The sequence below is a fragment of the Rhodobacter sp. NSM genome (assembly GCF_052244495.1).
Lineage (GTDB): Bacteria > Pseudomonadota > Alphaproteobacteria > Rhodobacterales > Rhodobacteraceae > Cereibacter_A.
The window spans coordinates 866,368-885,548 of record NZ_JBQPXH010000001.1; the positions used below are offsets into that span (position 1 = coordinate 866,368).

Here is a 19,181-nt window from a genome sequence, read left to right on the forward strand (position 1 = left end):
CCGCGATGAATTTCTCCGCCTGGTCGATCCGCAACCCGGTCGCGCCGATCCTCGGCTTCGTCCTCCTCATGGTGCTGGGCTGGCAGGCCTTCAACACCCTGCCCATCACCCGCTTTCCGAACATCGACGTTCCGCTGGTGGCGGTGACGGTCGATCAGGCGGGCGCAGCCCCGGCCGAGATGGAGACGCAGGTCACGAAGGAGATCGAGGATGCCGTGGCGGGCATCACGGGGGTCAAGAACATCACCTCGACGGTGGTGGACGGCCGCTCGACCACGGTGGTCGAGTTCCGCATGGAGGTGCCGACCGACAAGGCCGTGCAGGACACGAAGGATGCCATAGACGAGGTGCGCGGCGACCTGCCGGGCGACATCGAGGCCCCGATCGTGAGCCGGATCGACGTCGAGGGTCAGGCGATCATGACCTTCGCCGTCTCCTCGCCAAACATGACGATCGAGGAGCTGTCCTGGTTCGTGGACGACACGATCACGCGGGCCCTGCAGGGCAAGCCCGGCATCGGGCGCGTCGACCGCTACGGCGGCGCCGAGCGCGAGATCCGGATCGAGCTCGACCCGGTGAAGCTCGACAGTTTCGGCATCACCGCGCCGCAGGTGAACGCACAGATCCGCGCGACGAACGCGAACCTCGGGTCGGGACGGGCAGAGCTGGGGCAGGGCGAGCAGGCCATCCGCGTCCTCGGCGATGCCGCGACCGTAGAAGGCCTTGCCGCCACCACCATCGCGCTGCCCTCGGGCCGGCACGTCCGGCTGTCGGATCTGGGCGAGGTGGTGGACAGCTACGAGGAGCTGCGGTCCTTCTCGCGCTTCAACGGCGACCCGGTGGTGACCTTTGCCGTCTTCCGCGCCAAGGGAGCGAGCGAGGTCTCGGTGGCCGAAACGGTGAACGCCGAACTGGCCGAACTGGCCGCGGCCCATCCCGAAGTGCGCGCCGAACTCGTGGACGACACCGTCTTCTACACCTACGGCAACTACGAGGCGGCGCTGCATACGCTTCTCGAAGGCGCGCTGCTCGCCACGCTCGTGGTGCTGGCCTTCCTCAAGAACTGGCGCGCGACCTTCATCGCGGCGCTGGCGCTGCCCCTGTCGGCGGTGCCGACTTTCTGGGTGATGGACCTCCTCGGCTTCTCGCTGAACCTGGTGAGCTTCCTTGCCATCACGCTGGCCACGGGCATCCTCGTGGACGATGCCATCGTCGAGATCGAGAACATCGCGCGACACATCCGCATGGGCAAGTCGCCCTACCGTGCGGCCATCGACGCGGCCGACGAGATCGGCATGGCGGTGATCGCGACCTCGCTCACCATCGTCGCGGTCTTCGTGCCGGTCTCGTTCATGCCGGGGATTCCGGGGCAGTATTTCGAGCAGTTCGGCCTGACGGTCGCGATCTCCGTGCTCTTCTCGCTGATGGTGGCGCGGCTCATCACGCCGATGATGGCGGCCTATCTCATGCGCTCGAAGGATGCCGACGAGAAGGCGCACCGCGACGGCTTCATCATGCGGGGCTACCTCGCGCTGGTGAAGCAGACGCTGCGGATGCGCTATCTCACGCTGCTTGCGGCCATCGGGGTCTTCGCGCTGTCCATGTTCTTCATGCTGCGCATTCCGGGCAGCTTCATCCCGCCCGAGGACGTGAGCCGTATCCCTCTCAGCGTCGAACTTTCCCCCGGCAGTTCGCTCGACGAGACCGACCGGACGACGCGAGCGATGGTGGACCTGATCGAGGATGTCGAAGGTGTCGAGAACGTCTTCGTGCTGGGCGGCGCCTCGCCCACGGGCGAGCGCGACATCCGCCGCGCCGCGGTGACGGTGCTGCTCGAGAAGCTCGACCACCGGCTCAGCTATCGTGTCGTGACGCTGGCCGGTCGGCTGCCGCTGATCGGCCCCTTCATCCCGCAGTTGGAGCCGGAGGGCCGGGTAAGGCCGCAGAACGAGATCGAGGCCGAGATCTTCGGGCTGCTCGCCGCCGTGCCCGATGCCCGCGCGTTCAAGCTGAACGATCGCGGCGAGCGCGACCTCAGCTTCTCGATCCTGTCCTCGAACGAGGCCGACCTCAACACTGCGGTGGCGCGGCTCGAGATGGCGCTGCGCGGCGATCCGCTGCTGGCCGATGTGGCCTCCGAGGGCGCGCTGCCGCGGCCCGAGCTGCAGATCACGCCGCGGGCCGAGGAGGCGGCGCGGCTCGGCGTGACGACGGCGCAGATCGCCGAGATCGTGCGGGTGGCCACCATCGGCGACGTGGATGCGGCGCTTGCCAAGCTCTCGATCGACGACCGGCAGATCCCGGTGCGGGTGCAGCTGGCGACTGCGGCGCGGGGCGATCTTGCCCGGATCTCGGCGCTGAAGGTCACCACGGCCGCGGGCGCGCAGGTGCCGCTCTCGGCGGTGGCGGACATCCGCATCGCCGAGGGACCGAGCGTCGTGGACCGGCTGAACCGCGAGCGGCGCGCGACCATCGGGGCGAACCTGCCCGTGGGCGTGGCGCTCGGCACGGCCTCGGCGCGCTTCAAGGAGATCACCGAGGGCACCGAGCTGCCACCCACCGTCCGCATCCAGGAGGCAGGCGACGCCGAGGTGCAGCAGGAAATGACCACGAGCTTCGGCAATGCCATGATCCTCGGGCTCATGCTGGTGCTGACCGTGCTGATCCTGCTCTTCCGCTCGGTCCTGCAGCCCTTCACGATCCTGCTGTCGCTGCCGCTGGCCATCGGCGGTGTGGCGGCGGCGCTGATCCTCACCGGGTCGGCGCTGTCCATGCCGGTCCTGATCGGCATCCTGATGCTGATGGGGATCGTGACCAAGAACGCGATCCTGCTGGTGGATTTCGCGGTCGAGATGCGGGCGCGGGGAATGGACCGCTTCTCGGCCATCATGGAGGCCGGCCACAAGCGCGCCCGGCCCATCGTGATGACCTCGATCGCCATGTCGGCGGGCATGCTGCCCTCGGCGCTCGGCGTGGGCGAGGGCGGGCCGTTCCGCGCGCCCATGGCCACGGCCGTGATCGGGGGGATCATCGTCTCGACGGTCTTGAGCCTCGTGATCGTGCCGTCCTTCTTCCTCATCATGGACGATCTCTCGCGGCTCATCGCGCGGATTTTCGGCCGCTTCGCCGGCCCGCGGGACGAGGAGCCCGCCCCGCCTACGGCAGAGGAACTGGCCGCCGGCCTTGCAGCCCGTGAAACGGACATCGAGGCGTTGAAGGCACGGGTCGCGGAACTCGAGAAGGGTCAGCCGCGGATCTACGTGGCGCAGTAACGGCAAGTGGCCGCAGCCGAGGATCGGCTGCGGTCATGCTCCGTCAAGTCGGCCGCAGCGGCCGGCGACGGGTGCGCGGTCGCGGAAGTGTCCGCAGCGGGCAACGCGACAGGCATCCCACGGCGCGCATTACGGCAAAGGTGTCGGCACGCCCCAGAAGGCCGCCCCTCCCCGGAGGTTGCGGCCTCAGCGGCGGCGGAGTTGCCCGATCAGTAGCCGGGTCCCATCACCCAGTTGCCGACGCGATTGGCACCGCCCGTGATGTCCTGCCCGACGCCTGCCACCGTGTTGCACCCCTGCAGGGCGGCCGCGAGGGCCGCCAGAACAACCAGCTTCTTCATGTTCTTCTGCTCGCTCTCAATCCTCTGCCCACCAGACGTCCGGAAGGAACCCCGGCCAGTCGCCGTAGACGGGCGTGTTCGCCGGATAGCGCAGGTGCCTGTCATGCGCCAGCCGCGAGACCTGAGAATACCACATCGGAATGACATATCTACCGGCCGTCAGGACGCGGTCCAAGGCCCGCACGGAGGCCGTGAAGTCCTCGGGATCGTCGGTGGAGAGCATGTGCCGGATCAGCGCCTCGGCAGCCGGGCTCTCGATCCCCATCAGGTTCCGGGATCCCGGCTCGTCCTTGCCTGCCGCGGACCAGTAGAGAAGCTGCTCGTTGCCGGGAGAGAGCGTGAGCGAGCGCAGGAAGCTGGTCATGTCGAATTGCTGGCTGTCGACGCGCTGCTTGTACTGCGCGGGATCGACGGTGGCGATGCGAACCGCGATGCCCAGCCGCGCGAGCGACTGCGCGTAGATGTTGGCGGCCGCGATCATCGTATCGGCTCCCTGCGGCAGCAGGATCTCGAAGTCGACTGGCCGGCCGTCGGGCCCGCGCAGCACCCCGGCCTGGACATCGTAGCCGGCCTCGGCCAGCAGCCGCGCGGCCTTGCGCAGCGCCGGCCGGTTGGCTTCGGACCCGTCCGACACGGGCAGGGCATAGCCGTCGAGAGTGCCCGGCAGCAGCTGGCTGGCGAAAGGCTCGAGCAGAGCGCGGACGCGGCCTTCGGCAGGCTCGCCCACCGCCATGCCAAGTGCGGAGTTGGCAAAGTAGGAGGGGATGCGCGGCTCGGTTCCCCCCGTCAGGGTGCGGTTGACCAGCTCGAAGTTGAAGGCCTGGATGAGCGCGTCGCGCACGCGCCAGTCCGCAAAGAGCGGCCGGCGCGCATTCATCACCAGTCCCTCCATCCCGGAAGGACGGCCATGCGGGATCTCGGACTTGACAACCTCGCCGGCGCGAGCCGCAGGAAAGTCGTAGTTGGTAAGCCATTTCGCGGGGTTGGTCTCGCGGAAGACGCTGAGCGCGCCGGACTTGAACGCTTCGAAGGCGACGCCCGCATCGCCAAAGTACTCGACGATCACCTCGTCGAAATTGTGCTGGCCGCGGTTGAACGGCAGGTCGCGTCCCCACCAGTCGGGGTTTCGGCGATAGTGGAGCGAACGGCCGGGCTCGTAGCTCTCGAGGATGTAGGGACCGGACCCGACGGGCGCCTCAAAGCCGGAGGAGGCGAAGTCGCGTCCCTCCCATTGTGCCTTCTTCAGGATCGGGCGCAGGCCCAGCACCAGCGGCAGTTCGCGATCCTGCCCGGTGAAGGTGAAGCGGACGGAGCGGGGGCCCGTCTGCTCGGCCGAGGCGATCTTCTGCCAGGCGATCCAGTAGCGCGGCATGCCCTTCGTCCCGAGTTCCTCGAAGGACCACAGAACGTCCTCAACCGTCACCGGAGAGCCGTCGGAGAATCGGGCCTCCTCGCGCAGGGTGAATTCCACCCAGGTCCGCGCGGGGTCGGTTTCTACCGATTCGGCAAGAAGGCCGTAGAGGCTGAAGGGCTCGTCGATCGACCGGCCCATGAGCGTCTCGACCGTCAGGGGGGCAAGCGTGTAGGGCGCGCGGCCCTTCACGATGTAGGGGTTCAACGAATCGAATCCGCCCGTCTCGCCCAGCACGATCCGGCCACCCTTGGGCGCATCGGGATTGGCATATGGCAGAGACACAAAATCCGGTGGGAGTGCAGGCTCTCCATACATAGCTATGCCGTGCGCAGGCTCGGCCGAGACAGGTTGGACCAAGGCCACTGCGCCCAACGCAAACACCAAGGCACACAGGCACGACCGCAGTTCGAGTCTCATTCGGGCAACAGCTCCTCGGTGGCCGACAGGCGGGCCGCCAGATTTAACGGCGGGCGGTAACCTTTTCAAACTTTTACCTTGGCCAGCGGCGGAGAAGGTCGTATAAGTATCTCACTGCTCGATAGGTTTCTTGCCTGTATGAAACCTGCCTCAACGACTTAACGCCGGCTTCGCGCCGGCGTTTTTTTTTTCGCGCTTCGTGAATGACACGCGCCTGCGGGCGCCCGATGGTGTCTCGCCATCGTGGCGACGTGGGGCTAGTTGTATCCGCAGTGGAAACGACGCGAGGCAAGATCATGGATCTGAACGGCAAGAGGGCCATCGTCACCGGCTCCAACTCGGGCATCGGGCTCGGCTGCGCCGAGGAACTGGCCCGCGCGGGGGCGGAGGTCGTCATCAACTCCTTCACCGATCGCGACGAGGATCATGCGCTGGCCGAGAAGATCGGCCGCGAGCACGGCGTGACCTGCCGCTACATCGCCGCCGACATGTCGAAGGGCGACGACTGCCGCGCTCTGATCGAGAAGGCGGGCGGCTGCGACATCCTGGTGAACAATGCGGGCATCCAGCACGTCGCGGCGATCGAGGAATTTCCGATCGAGAAGTGGAACGCCATCCTCGCCATCAACCTGTCGTCCGCCTTCCACACCACGGCCGCAGCCCTGCCGGGGATGCGCGGGAAGGGGTGGGGCCGCATCGTCAACATCGCCTCGGCGCATGGCCTGACGGCAAGCCCCTTCAAGTCGGCCTATGTGGCGGCCAAGCACGGGGTGGTGGGCTTCACCAAGGTCACCGCGCTCGAAACCGCGGGCAAGGGTATCACCTGCAACGCGATCTGCCCCGGCTATGTGCTGACGCCGCTGGTCGAGGCGCAGATCCCCGACCAGATGAAGGCCCATGACATGGACCGCGAGACGGTGATCCGCGAGGTCATGCTCGACCGGCAGCCTTCGCGCCAGTTCGCCACCACCGCCCAGATCGGCGGGACGGTCGTCTTCCTCTGCTCCGGCGCGGCCGACCAGATCACGGGTACGACGATCTCGGTCGATGGAGGCTGGACGGCGCTCTGAGGCCGGACGCGGCGGGGAGGGGGCGGCGGCTCCCTCGACCGCTCCGGGACCGGCCGAGGCCGGGGGCGGCTGCCCCCGGACCCCCGCGGATATTTGTGCGAGAATGAAGCAGGGGCGCGTCCTCAGCCCCTCGCGAGAGCCACGGCGATGGCCGCGGCGAGGCGGGCGTTCGACAGGACGAGCGCTCGGTTCGCCGCGAGCGAGCGGCCGTCCGTGAGGTCGAAGATCAGGTCGAGCAGGAAGGGCGTCACCGCCTTCGCCGACACTCCCTGTGCCTCGGCTGTGGCGATGGCGCGCTCGACGATGGCCCCGATCTCGTCCAGCGGGATCTCGGTCTCGGAGGGGATCGGATTGACGACGAGCTGTCCACCGGGGATCCCGAGCCGTGCACGCATCAGATGGGAGGCCGCGATCTCTTCGGCCGTGTCGAGCCGGACCGGCGCGCGCAGGCCCGAGTGGCGCGACCAGAAGGCGGGAATCTCGTCCTGGCCCACGGCGATCACCGGAACCCCCAGCGTCTCCAGCACCTCGAAGGTCTTGGGCAGGTCGAGGATCGCCTTGGCCCCGGCCGAGACGACGGTGACGGCGGTCTGCGCCAGTTCCTGCAGGTCGGCAGAGACGTCGAAGCTTCGCTCGGCGCCGCGGTGGACACCGCCGATCCCGCCGGTGGCAAAGACCCCGATCCCCGCGAGGCGTGCGGCGATCATGGTGGCCGCGACCGTGGTCGAACCGAAGGCGCCGCGGGCGAGGCAGACCGCCAGATCGGCGCGCGACAGCTTCATCACCTCCTCGGCGAGCGCCAGCCGCTCGAGTTCGGCATCGCTGAGGCCCACCCGGATCCGGCCATCCATCACGGCGATCGTGGCGGGGACGGCGCCGGCGGCCCGGACCTCGGCCTCGACCTCTCGCGCGGTCTCGACATTCTGCGGATAGGGCATGCCGTGGGTGATGATCGTCGATTCCAGCGCGACGACGGGGCGACCCGCCGCCAGCGCCTCGGTGACATCGGGATGGAGGGCGAGTGGTGCGGTCATGGGGTGTCGTCTCCTGAGACAAGGGCGGCGGCGGCGGCGAGGGCCGCGGCGAGGGCGGCTTCACGGCCCGCGCCGCGCAGCTCGGCGGCAAGATGGGCGGCGAGGAAGACATCGCCTGCTCCGGTGGCCCGGCGGCGCGGGACCGTGGGAGGACAGGCCTGCAGGAGGCCCCGGGCAGCGCAGCCGTCGGTTGCCGGAAGCGCGCCGTCCGTGACGATGACGCGGCGGGTTCCGGCGGCGAGAAGCGCCTCGGCGGCGGCCAGCGACGTGGGAAGCGGGGTCGCGCAGATGGCCTCGGCCTCGGCGCGGTTGAGATGCAGGACGGCGTCGGGTCGGGCGATAAGCGGCCGGAGTCGCGGCGCCTTGGCGGGACTGGCCGGGGCGAGCCGGAGCGAGGCCCGCGAGAGCGGCAAGGCGCCCACCAGCCCGGCGAGCACCGCTTCGGGAAGGTTCGCGTCCAGAACGACGGTTCCGCCGTAGGGCAGGGAGGCCGACCCGATCCGTCCGTCATGGAGCGGGGCGATGACGGCCTCTCCGGCCTCCTCGAGCGCGCGGGCGTCGGCCACGGCGCCGACGAGCGCACCCTGCGACTCGAGCGCAAGATAAAGGTCGGTGCCCGCGCCGCGATGGAGGAAGCGCGTGTCGATGCCCAGAGAGGCGCAGGCGCGCGCGAGGCCCTCGCCCTCGGCATCCGTGCCGAGCGATGCAAGCAGCGCCACCGGCAGGCCCTCGCGCGCGAGGGCCCCGGCGATGTTGAAGGCCACGCCCCCCGGCATTCGCGACACGGCCCCCGGCACGTCCGCGCCCAGGGGCAGCGCCTCGGCGGTATGGCCGATCAGGTCCCAATGGACCGATCCGATGCAGAGGATCGCGGGCACGCTCATGCAGGCTTGATGCCCCGTCCTGCGCCCGCGGGCAAGCGCCCGGCGCGGGCCAGGGCCGCATCCTGTGGCGAAGGGCCACGCGAGGGGTTGCAATCGCACCGTGGGAGGGATAAAGCGCGCCCACTTCACAGGCGAAGCCCGGGCTTTCGGGGGAGACATCCCCGTTGGTCCACCGGTTGGGGGAACACCCTCTACATGGCTTCGCCGAGGCGCAAACCGGAAAGGACATGGACATGGCGCTCCCCGAGTTTTCCATGCGTCAGCTGCTTGAAGCTGGCGTTCACTACGGCCACCAGACCGCTCGCTGGAACCCGAAGATGGCGGAGTTCATCTACGGCGACCGCAACGGCATCCACATCGTCGACCTGACCCAGACCGTCCCGATGCTGGACCAGGCGCTCAAGGTCGTGCGCGACACCGTCGCCAAGGGCGGCCGCATCCTCTTCGTCGGCACCAAGCGCCAGGCCCAGAAGCCGATCGCCGAAGCCGCCGAGAAATGCGCCCAGCACTACATGAACCACCGCTGGCTGGGCGGCACGCTCACCAACTGGAAGACCGTCTCGCAGTCGATCCAGCGCCTGAAGAACCTGGACGAGCTGCTCGCCCACGGCGCCGAGGGCCTGACCAAGAAAGAGCGGCTGAACATGGAGCGCGAGCAGCAGAAGCTGCAGGCCTCGCTCGGCGGCATCCGCGAGATGGGCGGCACCCCGGACCTGATCTTCATCATCGACGTGGGCAAGGAAGACCTCGCCATCGCCGAAGCGCAGAAGCTGGGCATCCCGGTCGTGGCCGTGGTCGACACCAACAACTCGCCCAAGGGCGTGGACTACATCATCCCGGGCAATGACGACGCGGCCCGTGCCATCGCGCTCTATTGCGACCTCGTCTCGCGCGCGGCGCTCGACGGCATGAGCGCCCAGATGGGTGCGGCCGGCATCGACCTCGGCGCGCTCGACGCGGCCCCTGAGGAAGAGACGCTCGAGGCCTGATCGGGCCAGGCGTCGCAATCCCGTTACCGGACGGGGGTAACTCCCCGCCCGGTCCTTGGACATTCAGTGAGGAGAGCCGCAATGGCAATCACCGCCCAGATGGTGAAGGAACTGCGCGAGTCGACCGGCGCAGGCATGATGGACGCCAAGAAGGCGCTGACCGAGACCGACGGCGACATGGAAGCCGCGGTTGACTGGCTGCGCACGAAGGGTCTTGCGAAAGCGGCGAAGAAGGCCGGCCGCACCGCGGCCGAGGGCCTCGTCGGCGTCTTCGTCGACGGCGGCACGGGCGTTGCGGTCGAGGTGAACTCGGAAACCGACTTCGTGGCCAAGAACGCCGACTTCCAGGGCATGGTCATGGGCTTCACCAAGGCCGCGCTGACCGTGGACGACGTCGAGGCGCTGAAGGCGGCCGACATGGGCGGCAAGACCGTCGAGACCACGCTGCAGGAAACCATCGCGGTCATCGGCGAGAACATGACGCTGCGCCGGATGGCGAAGATCTCGGGCGACACGGTTGCGGCCTATGTGCACAACGCCGCGGCCGAGGGTCTCGGCAAGATCGGCGTCCTCGTGGCCGTGAAGGGCTCTGACGCCGGCATCGCCAAGCAGATCGCCATGCATATCGCGGCGACCAACCCGATGGCCCTGTCGGAAGCCGATCTCGACCCGGCAGTGGTCGAGCGCGAGCGCACCGTCCAGACCCAGAAGGCTCTGGAAGAGAACGCGGCCTCGGCCAAGCCGAAACCGGCGCAGGTGATCGAGAACAACATCATCCCGGGCCGGATGAAGAAGTTCCTCGAAGAAAACACGCTGCTCGGCCAGAAGTTCGTCATCAACCCGGACGTGACCGTGGCGGAAGCCGCGAAGCAGGCCGGTGTCGAGGTGGTGGGCTTCGTGCGCATGGCCGTCGGCGAGGGCATCGAGAAGGAGAAAGAGGATTTCGCGGCCGAGGTCGCCAAGACCCTCGCGGGCTGATCCTTTTCTCCTTGCAGACAGAGCGGCGCGATCCTCAGGGATCGCGCCGTTTTTCTTGGCACCGCGCTGAACGGCACCGCTGCGCGTGGGCTCTGGCGGGCGCCCGGGTGCTGATCTAGCCTCGCGGCAAGCAGCAGCGGGGCAGGGCATGAGCGGGCGTACGGCGGATGTGGTGGTGATCGGCGGGGCGGTCATGGGCGCCTCGGCAGCCTACTGGCTGACACGGATGCAGCCGGACCTGCGCGTCGTGGTGATCGAGCGCGACACGAGCTTCGCCCGCGCCTCGACGGCGCTTTCCGTGGCATCCATCCGGATGCAGTTCACCACGCCGGTCAATGTGGCGATCTCGCGTTTCGGCATCGGCTTCATCCGCGATTTCCGCGAGAGCCTGGGCCAGGACGTGGGCATCGACTCGCTGGGCTTCACGGGGAACGGGTATCTCTTCCTCGCCTCGACGGCCGAGGGCGCTGCCATCCTGACCGACGTAGCCGCCATGCAGCGGAGCCTCGGTGCCGCAACCGAGATCCTGCAGCCCGCCCAGCTCGCCGCCCGATTCCCCTGGCTCGAAACCTCGGATCTCGCGGCAGGCTCCTTCGGGCCGCGCGACGAGGGCTGGTTCGACAACATGGGGCTTCTCAATGGCTTGCGGGCCGCAGCGAAGCTGCAGGGTGTGCAGTTCCTGCGCGATACCGTCGTGGGACTCGAACTTGCGCAGGGCAGGGTGCGTGGCATCCGCCTCGCCTCGGGAGAGACCATCGCATGTGGGGCCGCGGTCAATGCGGCCGGGACGCGGGCGGCGGAGGTGCTGCGGATGGCGGGCCTAGACCTGCCGGTCGAGCCGCGCAAGCGCACCGTCTTCGTGATCGACGCGCCGAACGCACGCCATCCCGAGGCGCCGCTGCTGGTCGACCGAGGCTTCTACCTCCGCCCCGAGCGCGGCAGCCAGTGGATCACGGCCACGGTGCCCGACGTGGACGGACCCTGCGATCCCGAGGATTTCGAGCCCGACCTCCATCTCTTCGAAGACGTGATCTGGGAGCAACTCCATGCCCGCGCACCCGGCTTCGACGCGGTGAAGGTGGTTCGGCACTGGGTCGGACATTACGCCTACAACCGGCTTGACCAGAATGCGATCCTCGGACCGCATCCGGATCTTCCCAACCTCTACCTCATGAACGGGTTCTCGGGGCACGGGCTGCAGCAGGCGCCTGCCGTGGGGCGCGGCATTGCCGAACACCTGCTGACAGGCGGGTGGCGGAGCATCGACCTGTCGGATCTTGGCGTCGAGCGCGTGCTGGCAGGACGTCCGTTCCTCGAGCGCGCCGTGGTCTGAGATTTCGTTGTCACTATAGACGATTGGACGCGGATCCTCACACGCCACAAGAGAAAATGGCGCCCGCAGGCGCCAGTCTCTTTCCCGAGCAGATCGCGCGGCGGGACCTACTTGGCCGCGAACTGCTGCCCGAGCGCATTCTCGGCTGCCGTGCGGATTGCCCGGATATTCGCGCCATAGGGCTCGGGGTTCTCGACCGAACCGCCCTTGAACACAGCCGATCCGGCGACGAGCACGTCAGCGCCCGCGGCTGCCACCAGCGGTGCGGTCTCGGGCGTCACGCCGCCGTCGATCTCGATGTGGATCGGCCGGTCGCCGATCATCGCCCGCAGGTCGCGGACCTTGTCCACCTGGCTCGCGATGAACTTCTGCCCGCCGAAGCCGGGGTTGACCGTCATGATGCAGACGAGGTCGATCAGGTCGAGGAGATGCGAGACCGCATCGAGGCCGGTGCCGGGGTTGAGCGCGAGGCCCGCCTTGCGGCCCGTGCCGCGGATCGCCTGCAGCGTGCGGTGGATGTGCGGGCCGGCTTCGAGATGGGCGGTGATGACATCGGCACCGGCGCTCGCGAAGGCGTCGATGTAGGGATCGACCGGCGCGATCATCAGGTGCACGTCCATGACACCTTTGATATGCGGACGGATGGCAGCGCACATGGCCGGGCCGAAGGTCAGGTTCGGCACGAAATGCCCGTCCATGACATCGACATGCACCCAGTCGCAGCCCTGCGCCTCGATGGCACGGCACTCGGCACCGAAATTGGCGAAATCGGCGGAGAGGATCGAGGGGGCGATCTTGATACGGCGATCAAAGGACATGGCAACGCTCCTTGGGGACGGCTTCCGCTTATCCCAGAGTGGCAGCCGCCTTCAAGGCGGCCTTAAGTCTCATCTCGTTTATTACATAATACCGATTATCGGATAATCATTGAGGCCTCGCCGGATTACACGACCTGCCCGGCGGCCCATCCCGAGGACCAGGCCCACTGGAAGTTGTAGCCGCCGAGCCAGCCGGTGACATCGACCACCTCGCCCACGAAATGCAGCCCCGGGACGGTCTTCACTTCAAGCGTCCGCGCGTCGAGACAGTCGGTGCCGACACCACCCAACGTGACCTCCGCCGTGCGGTAGCCCTCGGTGCCTACCGGCCGCAGCTCCCATGAGCGCAGCAGCGCCGCCAGCCGATCGAGGGCGGCATTCGACTGAGCGCCGATCGGCCCCTCGATCCCCGCCACTGCCTCGACGTACCGCGCGAGCCTTTCCGGCAGATGCCGCGCAAGGATCGTGCGGGTCGCGCTGCGGGGTTGCTCGCGTCGGGCGGCACGCAGCAGCCCGGCCGGATCGGCACCGGGCGCGAGTGTCACGACAAGCGGCATCCCCTCGCGCCAGTAGGAACTCGCCTGCAGGATTGCCGGGCCGGACAGACCGCGATGGGTGAAGAGCAGCGCATCGTCGAAGCTGGCCCCGCCGGCCGTCACCCGCGCCGGCACGGAAACCCCGGCGAGGTCCTTCAGCCTCTCGAGTTCCTGCGTCGCGAAGGTGAGCGGCACGAGGCCCGGCCGCGTCTCGACGACCCGCAGGCCGAAGCTCTCGGCCAGGCGATAGCCGTAGCCCGTCGCGCCCATCTTCGGGATCGACTTGCCGCCGGTGGCCACCACGACCGAGGCTGCGCGCAACGCTCCGCGCGAGGTCGCCACCTCGAAGCCGTCCGCGACCCGCGTGACATCGCCCGGCTCGACCCCGAGCCGCAACTCCACCCCGGCCTCGCGCATCTGGCGCACGAGCATGTCCACCACCTGCCTGGCGGAGCCGTCGCAGAAGAGCTGGCCCAGCGTCTTCTCGTGCCAGGCGATACCCTCGGCGTCGAGGCGCGCGATGAAATCCCACTGTGTGAAACGTTTGAGCGCGGAAAGCGCGAAGCGCGGATTTTGCGAGAGGAACCGCTCCGGGGCGATCCCGAGGTTGGTGAAGTTGCAGCGGCCCCCGCCCGAGATGCGGATCTTCTCGCCCGGCGCCGCGGCCCGGTCGATGACGACCACCCGCCGGCCGCGCCGCCCGGCCTCGATGGCGCAGAACATGCCCGCGGCCCCTGCCCCGAGGATCACGACGTCGGTTTTTTCCATACGGGTCCATAGCTTGCGGACATGCCCGCGGCAACGGAAGAAATCTGCTCGGGGGCTCTTGCGGAGGTTTCAACGCTTCGCTAAACAGCGCCGCAGTTGGGGCGTCGCCAAGTGGTAAGGCAGCGGTTTTTGGTACCGCCATTCGTTGGTTCGAATCCAGCCGCCCCAGCCATCCTTCCCGCAACGGCGTCACCGCCGGCCTGCGGGGGCGGTTGTCCTTGCGGCACAGGGCAGCCTTTGCTAGAAGCAGCCGCATCGCTGGGGCGTCGCCAAGTGGTAAGGCAGCGGTTTTTGGTACCGCCATTCGTTGGTTCGAATCCAGCCGCCCCAGCCAGATCTCCCTTTCTACGACAACCCCCGGTTCACTCTTTAGCCTGCTGCTGATCGCGGCGATCCTTCCCGCATGCCGGCCTGCGCCAGGTCTCGGATCAGGCCCGACCGACCGCTTTTGCCCCGCTGAGAGCAGGCTGGGAAGGCACCGCCGATGCTCTCTCCGGTGTCGTCGCCACGGGCCCGAAGGCCGGGGGCGCCCCGATCCGACACCAAGCCGGCCGCGTGCCGCGGCCGCCTCCTCCGAAGGTCTTGTTGAACAATACCGCGGTCTGCGCGTTTCTTCCGCACATCAGGCCCGCTTTCCCTGCAGGCCAGGAAGGAGAAGTCCCATGTTCCCAGTTCCGCGTCTGACCTACGAGGCCCTCGCGATGGTCATGCCAAAGCCGATGCTCGAGTTCTGGTATTCGCCACTGCCGACCGGCTGCACCCTCTGAAGCCGAAGATGGAGGAGCGCTCTTCCCGAAGTGCCCTATGGGTCAGCGGGTTGCGAGCGCTTCTTCAAGCACCGCACTGACAGCGTCTCCCGGCACGTCCTCGGCCACGAATGCCTCTCCGATCCCGCGGGCCAGGATGAAGCGCAGCCGCCCGTCGACGACCTTCTTGTCCTGCCCCATCAGCCGCAGGAGACCGGCCGCATCGGGCAGGTCGCCCGGGATGTCGCGCAGATCGACCTTCATCCCCATGGTGCGAAGATGCGCGCGCAGGCGGCTCGGCGCCTCCTGCGAGCAGAGTCCGAGCCGCTGACTGAGTTCGAAGGCCAGCGCGCAGCCGATGGCCACGCCCTCGCCATGGAGAAGCCGGTCGGAATATCCCGTAGCCTTCTCGAGGGCATGACAGAAGGTGTGCCCGAGGTTCAGGAGCGCGCGATCGCCCTCTTCCGTCTCGTCGCGGGCAACGATCTCGGCCTTCATCTCGACCGAGCGTCGCACGGCCCGTTGCCGGGCCACCGGATCCGCAGAAAGCAGGGGGCCGGCATCCTCCAGCCACTGATAGAAGTCCGCGTCGCCAAGCAGCCCGTATTTCACCACTTCGCCATAGCCTGCGAGGAAATCCCGCGCCGGCAGCGTCTCGAGCACGCCGATGTCCGCCAGAACCAGCGAGGGCTGATGAAAGGCCCCCACGAGGTTCTTGCCTTGCGCCGTGTTGATCCCGGTCTTGCCGCCGACCGAACTGTCGACCTGCGCCAGAAGCGTCGTCGGCACCTGCACGAAGCGCACGCCCCGCCGCAGGACCGCCGCCGCAAATCCTGCAAGGTCGCCGATCACGCCACCGCCAAGCGCCACCACCACGTCGCGACGCTCGACCTTCTCCTCCAGGAGCCACTCCACCGCGCGCGAGAACTGCGGCCAGCCCTTGGTGGCCTCGCCCGACGGGAGGGCAAGCGCGGAAGAGGCGATTCCGGCTTCGGCCAGTGCGGCGCGGAACGGCTCGAGATGCAGCCTGGCCACCGTCTCGTCGGTCAGGATCGCCACCCTCGGCCGATGCAGGAGAGGCGCGATCTCGGCCCCTGCCCGCTCGATCAGGCCCGGCCCGATCCGCACGTCATAGGCGCGCTCGCCCAGTTCCACCCGCACCGTGTCGATCGTCATTCGTCCGTCTCCAGCACATCCGGCCGCGTCGCCAGCGCATCGCGCACTCGCAACGCCATGTTTTCCACCGAGCCGTCGCCACTCGCGACCGCGAGGTCGGCCAGCGCATAGACCGGATCGCGCGCTTCGAGAAGCGCGCGCAGCGTCTCGCGCGGGTTGGGCGTTCGCAGCAGCGGCCGCGTGGTCTTGTGCCGGACCCGTTGCCAGAGCGTGTCGAGATCGGCCTTGAGCCAAACAGAAACGCCCTGGTCGCGGATCATGCGGCGGTTCGCCTCGGACATGAAGGCGCCGCCCCCGGTCGAGAGCACGCAAGGGTCGCCGTGCAGCAGGCGCGACAGGACCTGGCTCTCCTTCTCGCGGAAGAAGGGTTCTCCGTCGCGGGCGAAGATCTCGGCGATGGTCCGGTCGGCGGCGCGCTCGATCTCTTCATCCGAATCGAGAAAGGGCACCGCCAGCGACCGTGCGAGGGCGGTGCCGACGGCGGTCTTGCCCGCGCCCATCATGCCCACCATCACCACCGTTTTCTTGAGCCTCGCCATCAGTTACCGGCCGTCCCCATGTTCCCCCGATGGCGCACTTCCGCCCCGAACCCCAACTTTGTTGCCTGAATGGCGTGAAGTCGGCTGAAAAGCCATATATATTCGACCCGAACGATCCCCGGAGCGGCACAGGACAGCCGAAGACTTCCGGGGCAACAAAGAACCGGGGCAGAACGAGGGTCGGAAACGGGCATGTGGCGCATCTTCAAGGCTTTGCTGGTGCTTGTTGTGGCGGGATTGATCGCGCTGACGGGCTATGCCTATCTCGCCGACCTTTCGCCGCCCCAGACCGAGGTGACGAAGCCGGTGATGCTGAATGCCCAATGACCTGCGCGCCGGTGCGCGACATGGTGCCGCGGCGCTCTGCACCCTGATCGGGCTCTCGGCCGGTGCGGCGGCGCAGGAGCCTCTGTCTGCGATCGACTGGCTCTCGAGATCGGTCGCCGCTCCCGCGAAGATGGCGCCACCGCCGGAGGAGCCCCGCGTGACGAAGGGAGCCTTGCCGGCCGACGTGGCGGTGACCCCGCTCGATGGCCCCTCGCCGGACGGGGCGGGGCTGCTGCCCTCGTCCCGCACGGGGCTGCCGAGGGAACTCTGGGGCATGGGCCGGACGACCGAGATCGCGAACCGCATCGCCATAGCACCGACCGGCACCCTGCCCGCGCTGCAGTCGCTTCTGACCACGATCCTGCTGGCCGAGGCCGAGCCGCCCGCCGATTCCGAAGGCAAGGGACGGCTCCTCCTCGCGCGGGTCGACAAGCTGCTGGCCATGGGGGCGCTCGAAGGCGCCAAGAGCCTTCTGGACGCTGCCGGAGACGGCGGCGCGCAGGCCTTCCGCCGAAAATTCGACATCGCGCTGCTGACCGGAGAGGAAGATGCCTCCTGCATCGAGTTGCAGAAGTCACCCGATCTGGCCCCGACCTTCCCGGCGCGAATCTTCTGCCTCGCGCGGTCGGGCGACTGGAACGCGGCGGCGCTGACGCTGCGGACGGCGCAGGCGCTGGGCTATGTGGACGATACACAGGATGCGCTGCTTTCCCGGTTCCTCGATCCCGATCTCTACGAGGGCGACGGCCCGCTGACGCCGCCGGCCCGGGTCACGCCGCTGGACTGGAGGCTGCTCGAGGCAGTGGGCGAGCCGCTGCCCACGCAGACGCTGCCGATCGCCTTCGCCCATGCCGAACTGCGCGAAACCGCGGGCTGGAAGGCACAGATCGAGGCTGCGGAGCGCCTCTCGCGGGCGGGCGCGCTGGAGCCGAACGCCCTCTTCGGTCTCTACACCGCCCGCAGGGCCGCCGCGTCCGGTGGGGTCTGGGATCGGGTCCGCGCCTTTCAGGATCTGGACGCGGCGCTGACCGCAAAGGACGCCTCGGCCGTGGCGCAGAGCCTCCCCGTCGCCTATGAGCGCATGTCCGAGGTCGAACTCGAGGTCACGCTGGCGCGGCTCGTGGCCGACCGGCTGAGCGGCCTCGACCTGCCGGACAAGGCGGATGCCTTGGCCTTCCGCATCGCGCTTCTCTCGCCCGAGGCGGAGCGCGTCGCCCGCGCGCGCAAGCCGAAGGACGAGGCCGAGCGGTTCCTGATCGCGCTGGCGACCGGCAAGCCGGCCGCGAGCGGCCCGGTCGATCCGATGGGGCGTGCCATCGCCGCGGGCTTCGACAAGGCCGATCCCTCGGAGGCGGCGGGCGAGCTGTTCGCACAGGACCGCCCCGGCGAGGCCCTGCTGCTGGCGCTGGAGGAAGTGTCGCGCGGCACGGACGGCGACATGGCGGGCGTTACGCAGGGCCTCGCCCTCTTCCGCGAGCTTGGGCTCGAGGCGGTCATGCGGCGGACGGCGCTGGAACTCATGCTGCTGGAGCGTCGCGGCTGATGGCCCCGGCAGGGATGGAACGCTGGATTTCGGCCTTCCTCGAGGCGCAGGCCGCGGAACTCGATGCCGCACGCAACACGCGGCTCGCATATGGGCGCGACCTCAAGGACTTCGCGGACTGGCTCGCCCGCCGCTCGCAGGATTTCACCTCGGCGGATCGCGACACGGTCGAGGCCTATCTCGGCTTCTGCGAGGCGCAGGGCCTGTCGACGGCGACGCGCGCGCGCAGGCTGTCGGCGATCCGCCAGCTCTACCGCTTCGCGCATGAGGAAGGCTGGCGCAGCGACAATCCCGCGATCCGGATCACCGGCCCCGGCAAGTCGAAGCGCCTTCCCAAGACACTCGAGGTCGAGGAGGTCGACCGCCTGCTCGAGGCGGCGCGCGACAAGGGCCGGCGGGCGGCGGACCAGATCCGCAACCGCTGCCTGCTGGAGCTTCTCTACGCCACCGGCATGCGCGTCTCGGAGATGGTGGGGCTGCCGGTCGCCGCGGCGCGGGGCAATCCGCAGATGATCCTCGTGCGCGGCAAGGGCGGGAAGGAGCGGATGGTGCCGCTCTCGCCCCCGGCGCGCGAGGCGCTGTCAGACTGGCTGCGGGCGCGCGACGAGGCCGAGGCGCTGGCCCAGAAAGCCGGCCGCACCGCCTCGCGGTTCCTCTTTCCCGGCTCGGGCGCTGCGGGTCATCTGAGACGCGAGTATTTCTATGTGCTCGTCAAGCAGATCGCGGTGCTGGCGGGCGTCGATCCCTCGAAGGTCACGCCGCATACGCTGCGCCACGCCTTCGCCACGCATCTGCTGGCCGGCGGCGCGGATCTGCGCGTGATCCAGACGCTGCTCGGCCACGCCGATCTGTCCACCACCGAGATCTACACCCATGTGCTCGACGAGCATCTGAAGGACCTCGTCCTGAAGCACCATCCGCTCGCGCGGCGCGAGTGAGCGCTTGCCGGATGAGGAAGCCCGCCCCACATTAGGCCCCTGCCGCACCCAAGGACCC

16 protein-coding genes and 2 tRNA genes are annotated in these 19,181 nt (G+C 68.4%); 10 read left to right on the forward strand and 8 right to left on the reverse strand.

Features of this window, described 5'->3' with window-relative positions; translation table 11 throughout:
- Window positions 1-5: 5 nt before the first annotated feature.
- On the forward strand, window positions 6-3,272 hold the full coding sequence (locus ACTVZP_RS04100; RefSeq protein ID WP_443210815.1) for an efflux RND transporter permease subunit: 3,267 nt from the start codon (window positions 6-8) through the stop codon (window positions 3,270-3,272).
- Between the two features lie 209 nt (window positions 3,273-3,481).
- Here the strand turns inward: ACTVZP_RS04100 and ACTVZP_RS04105 are convergent, their stop codons facing one another.
- The gene (locus tag ACTVZP_RS04105; RefSeq protein ID WP_443210816.1) at window positions 3,482-3,613 is read right to left on the reverse strand and encodes an entericidin; all 132 of its coding nucleotides are present in this window, start codon (window positions 3,611-3,613) and stop codon (window positions 3,482-3,484) included.
- Between the two features lie 16 nt (window positions 3,614-3,629).
- The gene (locus ACTVZP_RS04110; protein WP_443210817.1) at window positions 3,630-5,444 is read right to left on the reverse strand and encodes an extracellular solute-binding protein; all 1,815 of its coding nucleotides are present in this window, start codon (window positions 5,442-5,444) and stop codon (window positions 3,630-3,632) included.
- 296 nt (window positions 5,445-5,740) lie between these two features.
- Between ACTVZP_RS04110 and ACTVZP_RS04115 the strand changes: the two genes are divergently transcribed.
- On the forward strand, window positions 5,741-6,514 hold the full coding sequence (locus ACTVZP_RS04115; RefSeq protein WP_443210818.1) for a 3-hydroxybutyrate dehydrogenase: 774 nt from the start codon (window positions 5,741-5,743) through the stop codon (window positions 6,512-6,514).
- Window positions 6,515-6,636: 122 nt separating this feature from the next.
- Here the strand turns inward: ACTVZP_RS04115 and ACTVZP_RS04120 are convergent, their stop codons facing one another.
- Complete coding sequence (locus ACTVZP_RS04120) at window positions 6,637-7,548, reverse strand: pseudouridine-5'-phosphate glycosidase (protein ID WP_443210819.1); 912 nt, start codon at window positions 7,546-7,548, stop codon at window positions 6,637-6,639.
- A complete protein-coding gene (locus tag ACTVZP_RS04125; RefSeq protein WP_443210820.1) occupies window positions 7,545-8,432 on the reverse strand; it encodes a PfkB family carbohydrate kinase in 888 nt (295 codons plus the stop codon). Before ACTVZP_RS04125 ends, ACTVZP_RS04120 begins: the two co-directional genes overlap by 4 nt.
- A 227-nt stretch (window positions 8,433-8,659) precedes the next feature.
- Between ACTVZP_RS04125 and rpsB the strand changes: the two genes are divergently transcribed.
- The 3 genes from rpsB (at window position 8,660) to ACTVZP_RS04140 (ending at window position 11,732) form a co-directional block, all read left to right on the forward strand.
- Window positions 8,660-9,421 carry a 30S ribosomal protein S2 gene (gene rpsB / locus ACTVZP_RS04130; protein ID WP_443210821.1) on the forward strand — a complete coding sequence of 254 codons (762 nt, stop codon included), beginning with the start codon at window positions 8,660-8,662 and terminating at the stop codon, window positions 9,419-9,421.
- Window positions 9,422-9,502: 81 nt separating this feature from the next.
- A complete protein-coding gene (gene tsf / locus ACTVZP_RS04135; protein WP_443210822.1) occupies window positions 9,503-10,399 on the forward strand; it encodes a translation elongation factor Ts in 897 nt (298 codons plus the stop codon).
- Window positions 10,400-10,547: 148 nt separating this feature from the next.
- Entirely contained in the window at window positions 10,548-11,732 is a 1,185-nt protein-coding gene (locus tag ACTVZP_RS04140) for an NAD(P)/FAD-dependent oxidoreductase (RefSeq protein WP_443210823.1), read from the forward strand.
- Window positions 11,733-11,839: 107 nt separating this feature from the next.
- Here ACTVZP_RS04140 and rpe read toward each other — a convergent pair whose 3' ends face one another.
- Window positions 11,840-12,550, reverse strand: coding sequence for a ribulose-phosphate 3-epimerase (gene rpe / locus ACTVZP_RS04145; protein WP_443210824.1), 711 nt, complete (start codon window positions 12,548-12,550; stop codon window positions 11,840-11,842).
- 125 nt (window positions 12,551-12,675) lie between these two features.
- Window positions 12,676-13,854, reverse strand: a complete 1,179-nt coding sequence (locus tag ACTVZP_RS04150; protein ID WP_443210825.1) for an NAD(P)/FAD-dependent oxidoreductase — start codon at window positions 13,852-13,854, stop codon at window positions 12,676-12,678.
- Window positions 13,855-13,951: 97 nt separating this feature from the next.
- Here ACTVZP_RS04150 and ACTVZP_RS04155 point away from each other — a divergent pair.
- Both ACTVZP_RS04155 and ACTVZP_RS04160 read left to right on the forward strand, forming a co-directional pair.
- A tRNA-Gln gene (locus tag ACTVZP_RS04155) sits at window positions 13,952-14,026 on the forward strand.
- An 87-nt stretch (window positions 14,027-14,113) separates the two neighbouring features.
- Window positions 14,114-14,188: transfer RNA gene (locus ACTVZP_RS04160), tRNA-Gln, on the forward strand.
- A gap of 475 nt (window positions 14,189-14,663) precedes the next feature.
- On the opposite strand, the gene aroB is transcribed toward ACTVZP_RS04160, so the two are convergent.
- Window positions 14,664-15,776 carry a 3-dehydroquinate synthase gene (gene aroB / locus ACTVZP_RS04165; RefSeq protein WP_443210826.1) on the reverse strand — a complete coding sequence of 371 codons (1,113 nt, stop codon included), beginning with the start codon at window positions 15,774-15,776 and terminating at the stop codon, window positions 14,664-14,666.
- A complete protein-coding gene (locus tag ACTVZP_RS04170; protein WP_443210899.1) occupies window positions 15,773-16,318 on the reverse strand; it encodes a shikimate kinase in 546 nt (181 codons plus the stop codon). Before ACTVZP_RS04170 ends, aroB begins: the two co-directional genes overlap by 4 nt.
- Before the next feature lie 189 nt (window positions 16,319-16,507).
- Here ACTVZP_RS04170 and ACTVZP_RS04175 point away from each other — a divergent pair, with 189 nt between their 5' ends.
- From ACTVZP_RS04175 to ACTVZP_RS04185, 3 genes are read left to right on the forward strand one after another with little or no spacing between them, the layout of a single operon-like run.
- Window positions 16,508-16,642, forward strand: coding sequence for a hypothetical protein (locus ACTVZP_RS04175; RefSeq protein ID WP_443210827.1), 135 nt, complete (start codon window positions 16,508-16,510; stop codon window positions 16,640-16,642).
- Window positions 16,632-18,185, forward strand: coding sequence for a hypothetical protein (locus tag ACTVZP_RS04180; RefSeq protein WP_443210828.1), 1,554 nt, complete (start codon window positions 16,632-16,634; stop codon window positions 18,183-18,185). The genes ACTVZP_RS04175 and ACTVZP_RS04180 overlap by 11 nt, the downstream gene beginning before the upstream one ends.
- Entirely contained in the window at window positions 18,185-19,123 is a 939-nt protein-coding gene (locus ACTVZP_RS04185) for a site-specific tyrosine recombinase XerD (protein ID WP_443210829.1), read from the forward strand. Before ACTVZP_RS04180 ends, ACTVZP_RS04185 begins: the two co-directional genes overlap by 1 nt.
- The last annotated feature ends 58 nt before the right edge of the window (window positions 19,124-19,181 follow it).

Coding starts and splice junctions, on each gene's coding strand:
- ACTVZP_RS04100 (WP_443210815.1), top strand. CDS start 6: ATGAATTTCTCCGCCTGGTCGATCCGCAACCCGGTCGCGCCGATCCTC.
- ACTVZP_RS04105 (WP_443210816.1), bottom strand. CDS start 3,613: ATGAAGAAGCTGGTTGTTCTGGCGGCCCTCGCGGCCGCCCTGCAGGGG.
- ACTVZP_RS04110 (WP_443210817.1), bottom strand. CDS start 5,444: ATGAGACTCGAACTGCGGTCGTGCCTGTGTGCCTTGGTGTTTGCGTTG.
- ACTVZP_RS04115 (WP_443210818.1), top strand. CDS start 5,741: ATGGATCTGAACGGCAAGAGGGCCATCGTCACCGGCTCCAACTCGGGC.
- ACTVZP_RS04120 (WP_443210819.1), bottom strand. CDS start 7,548: ATGACCGCACCACTCGCCCTCCATCCCGATGTCACCGAGGCGCTGGCG.
- ACTVZP_RS04125 (WP_443210820.1), bottom strand. CDS start 8,432: ATGAGCGTGCCCGCGATCCTCTGCATCGGATCGGTCCATTGGGACCTG.
- rpsB (WP_443210821.1), top strand. CDS start 8,660: ATGGACATGGCGCTCCCCGAGTTTTCCATGCGTCAGCTGCTTGAAGCT.
- tsf (WP_443210822.1), top strand. CDS start 9,503: ATGGCAATCACCGCCCAGATGGTGAAGGAACTGCGCGAGTCGACCGGC.
- ACTVZP_RS04140 (WP_443210823.1), top strand. CDS start 10,548: ATGAGCGGGCGTACGGCGGATGTGGTGGTGATCGGCGGGGCGGTCATG.
- rpe (WP_443210824.1), bottom strand. CDS start 12,550: ATGTCCTTTGATCGCCGTATCAAGATCGCCCCCTCGATCCTCTCCGCC.
- ACTVZP_RS04150 (WP_443210825.1), bottom strand. CDS start 13,854: ATGGAAAAAACCGACGTCGTGATCCTCGGGGCAGGGGCCGCGGGCATG.
- aroB (WP_443210826.1), bottom strand. CDS start 15,776: ATGACGATCGACACGGTGCGGGTGGAACTGGGCGAGCGCGCCTATGAC.
- ACTVZP_RS04175 (WP_443210827.1), top strand. CDS start 16,508: ATGTGGCGCATCTTCAAGGCTTTGCTGGTGCTTGTTGTGGCGGGATTG.
- ACTVZP_RS04180 (WP_443210828.1), top strand. CDS start 16,632: ATGCCCAATGACCTGCGCGCCGGTGCGCGACATGGTGCCGCGGCGCTC.
- ACTVZP_RS04185 (WP_443210829.1), top strand. CDS start 18,185: ATGGCCCCGGCAGGGATGGAACGCTGGATTTCGGCCTTCCTCGAGGCG.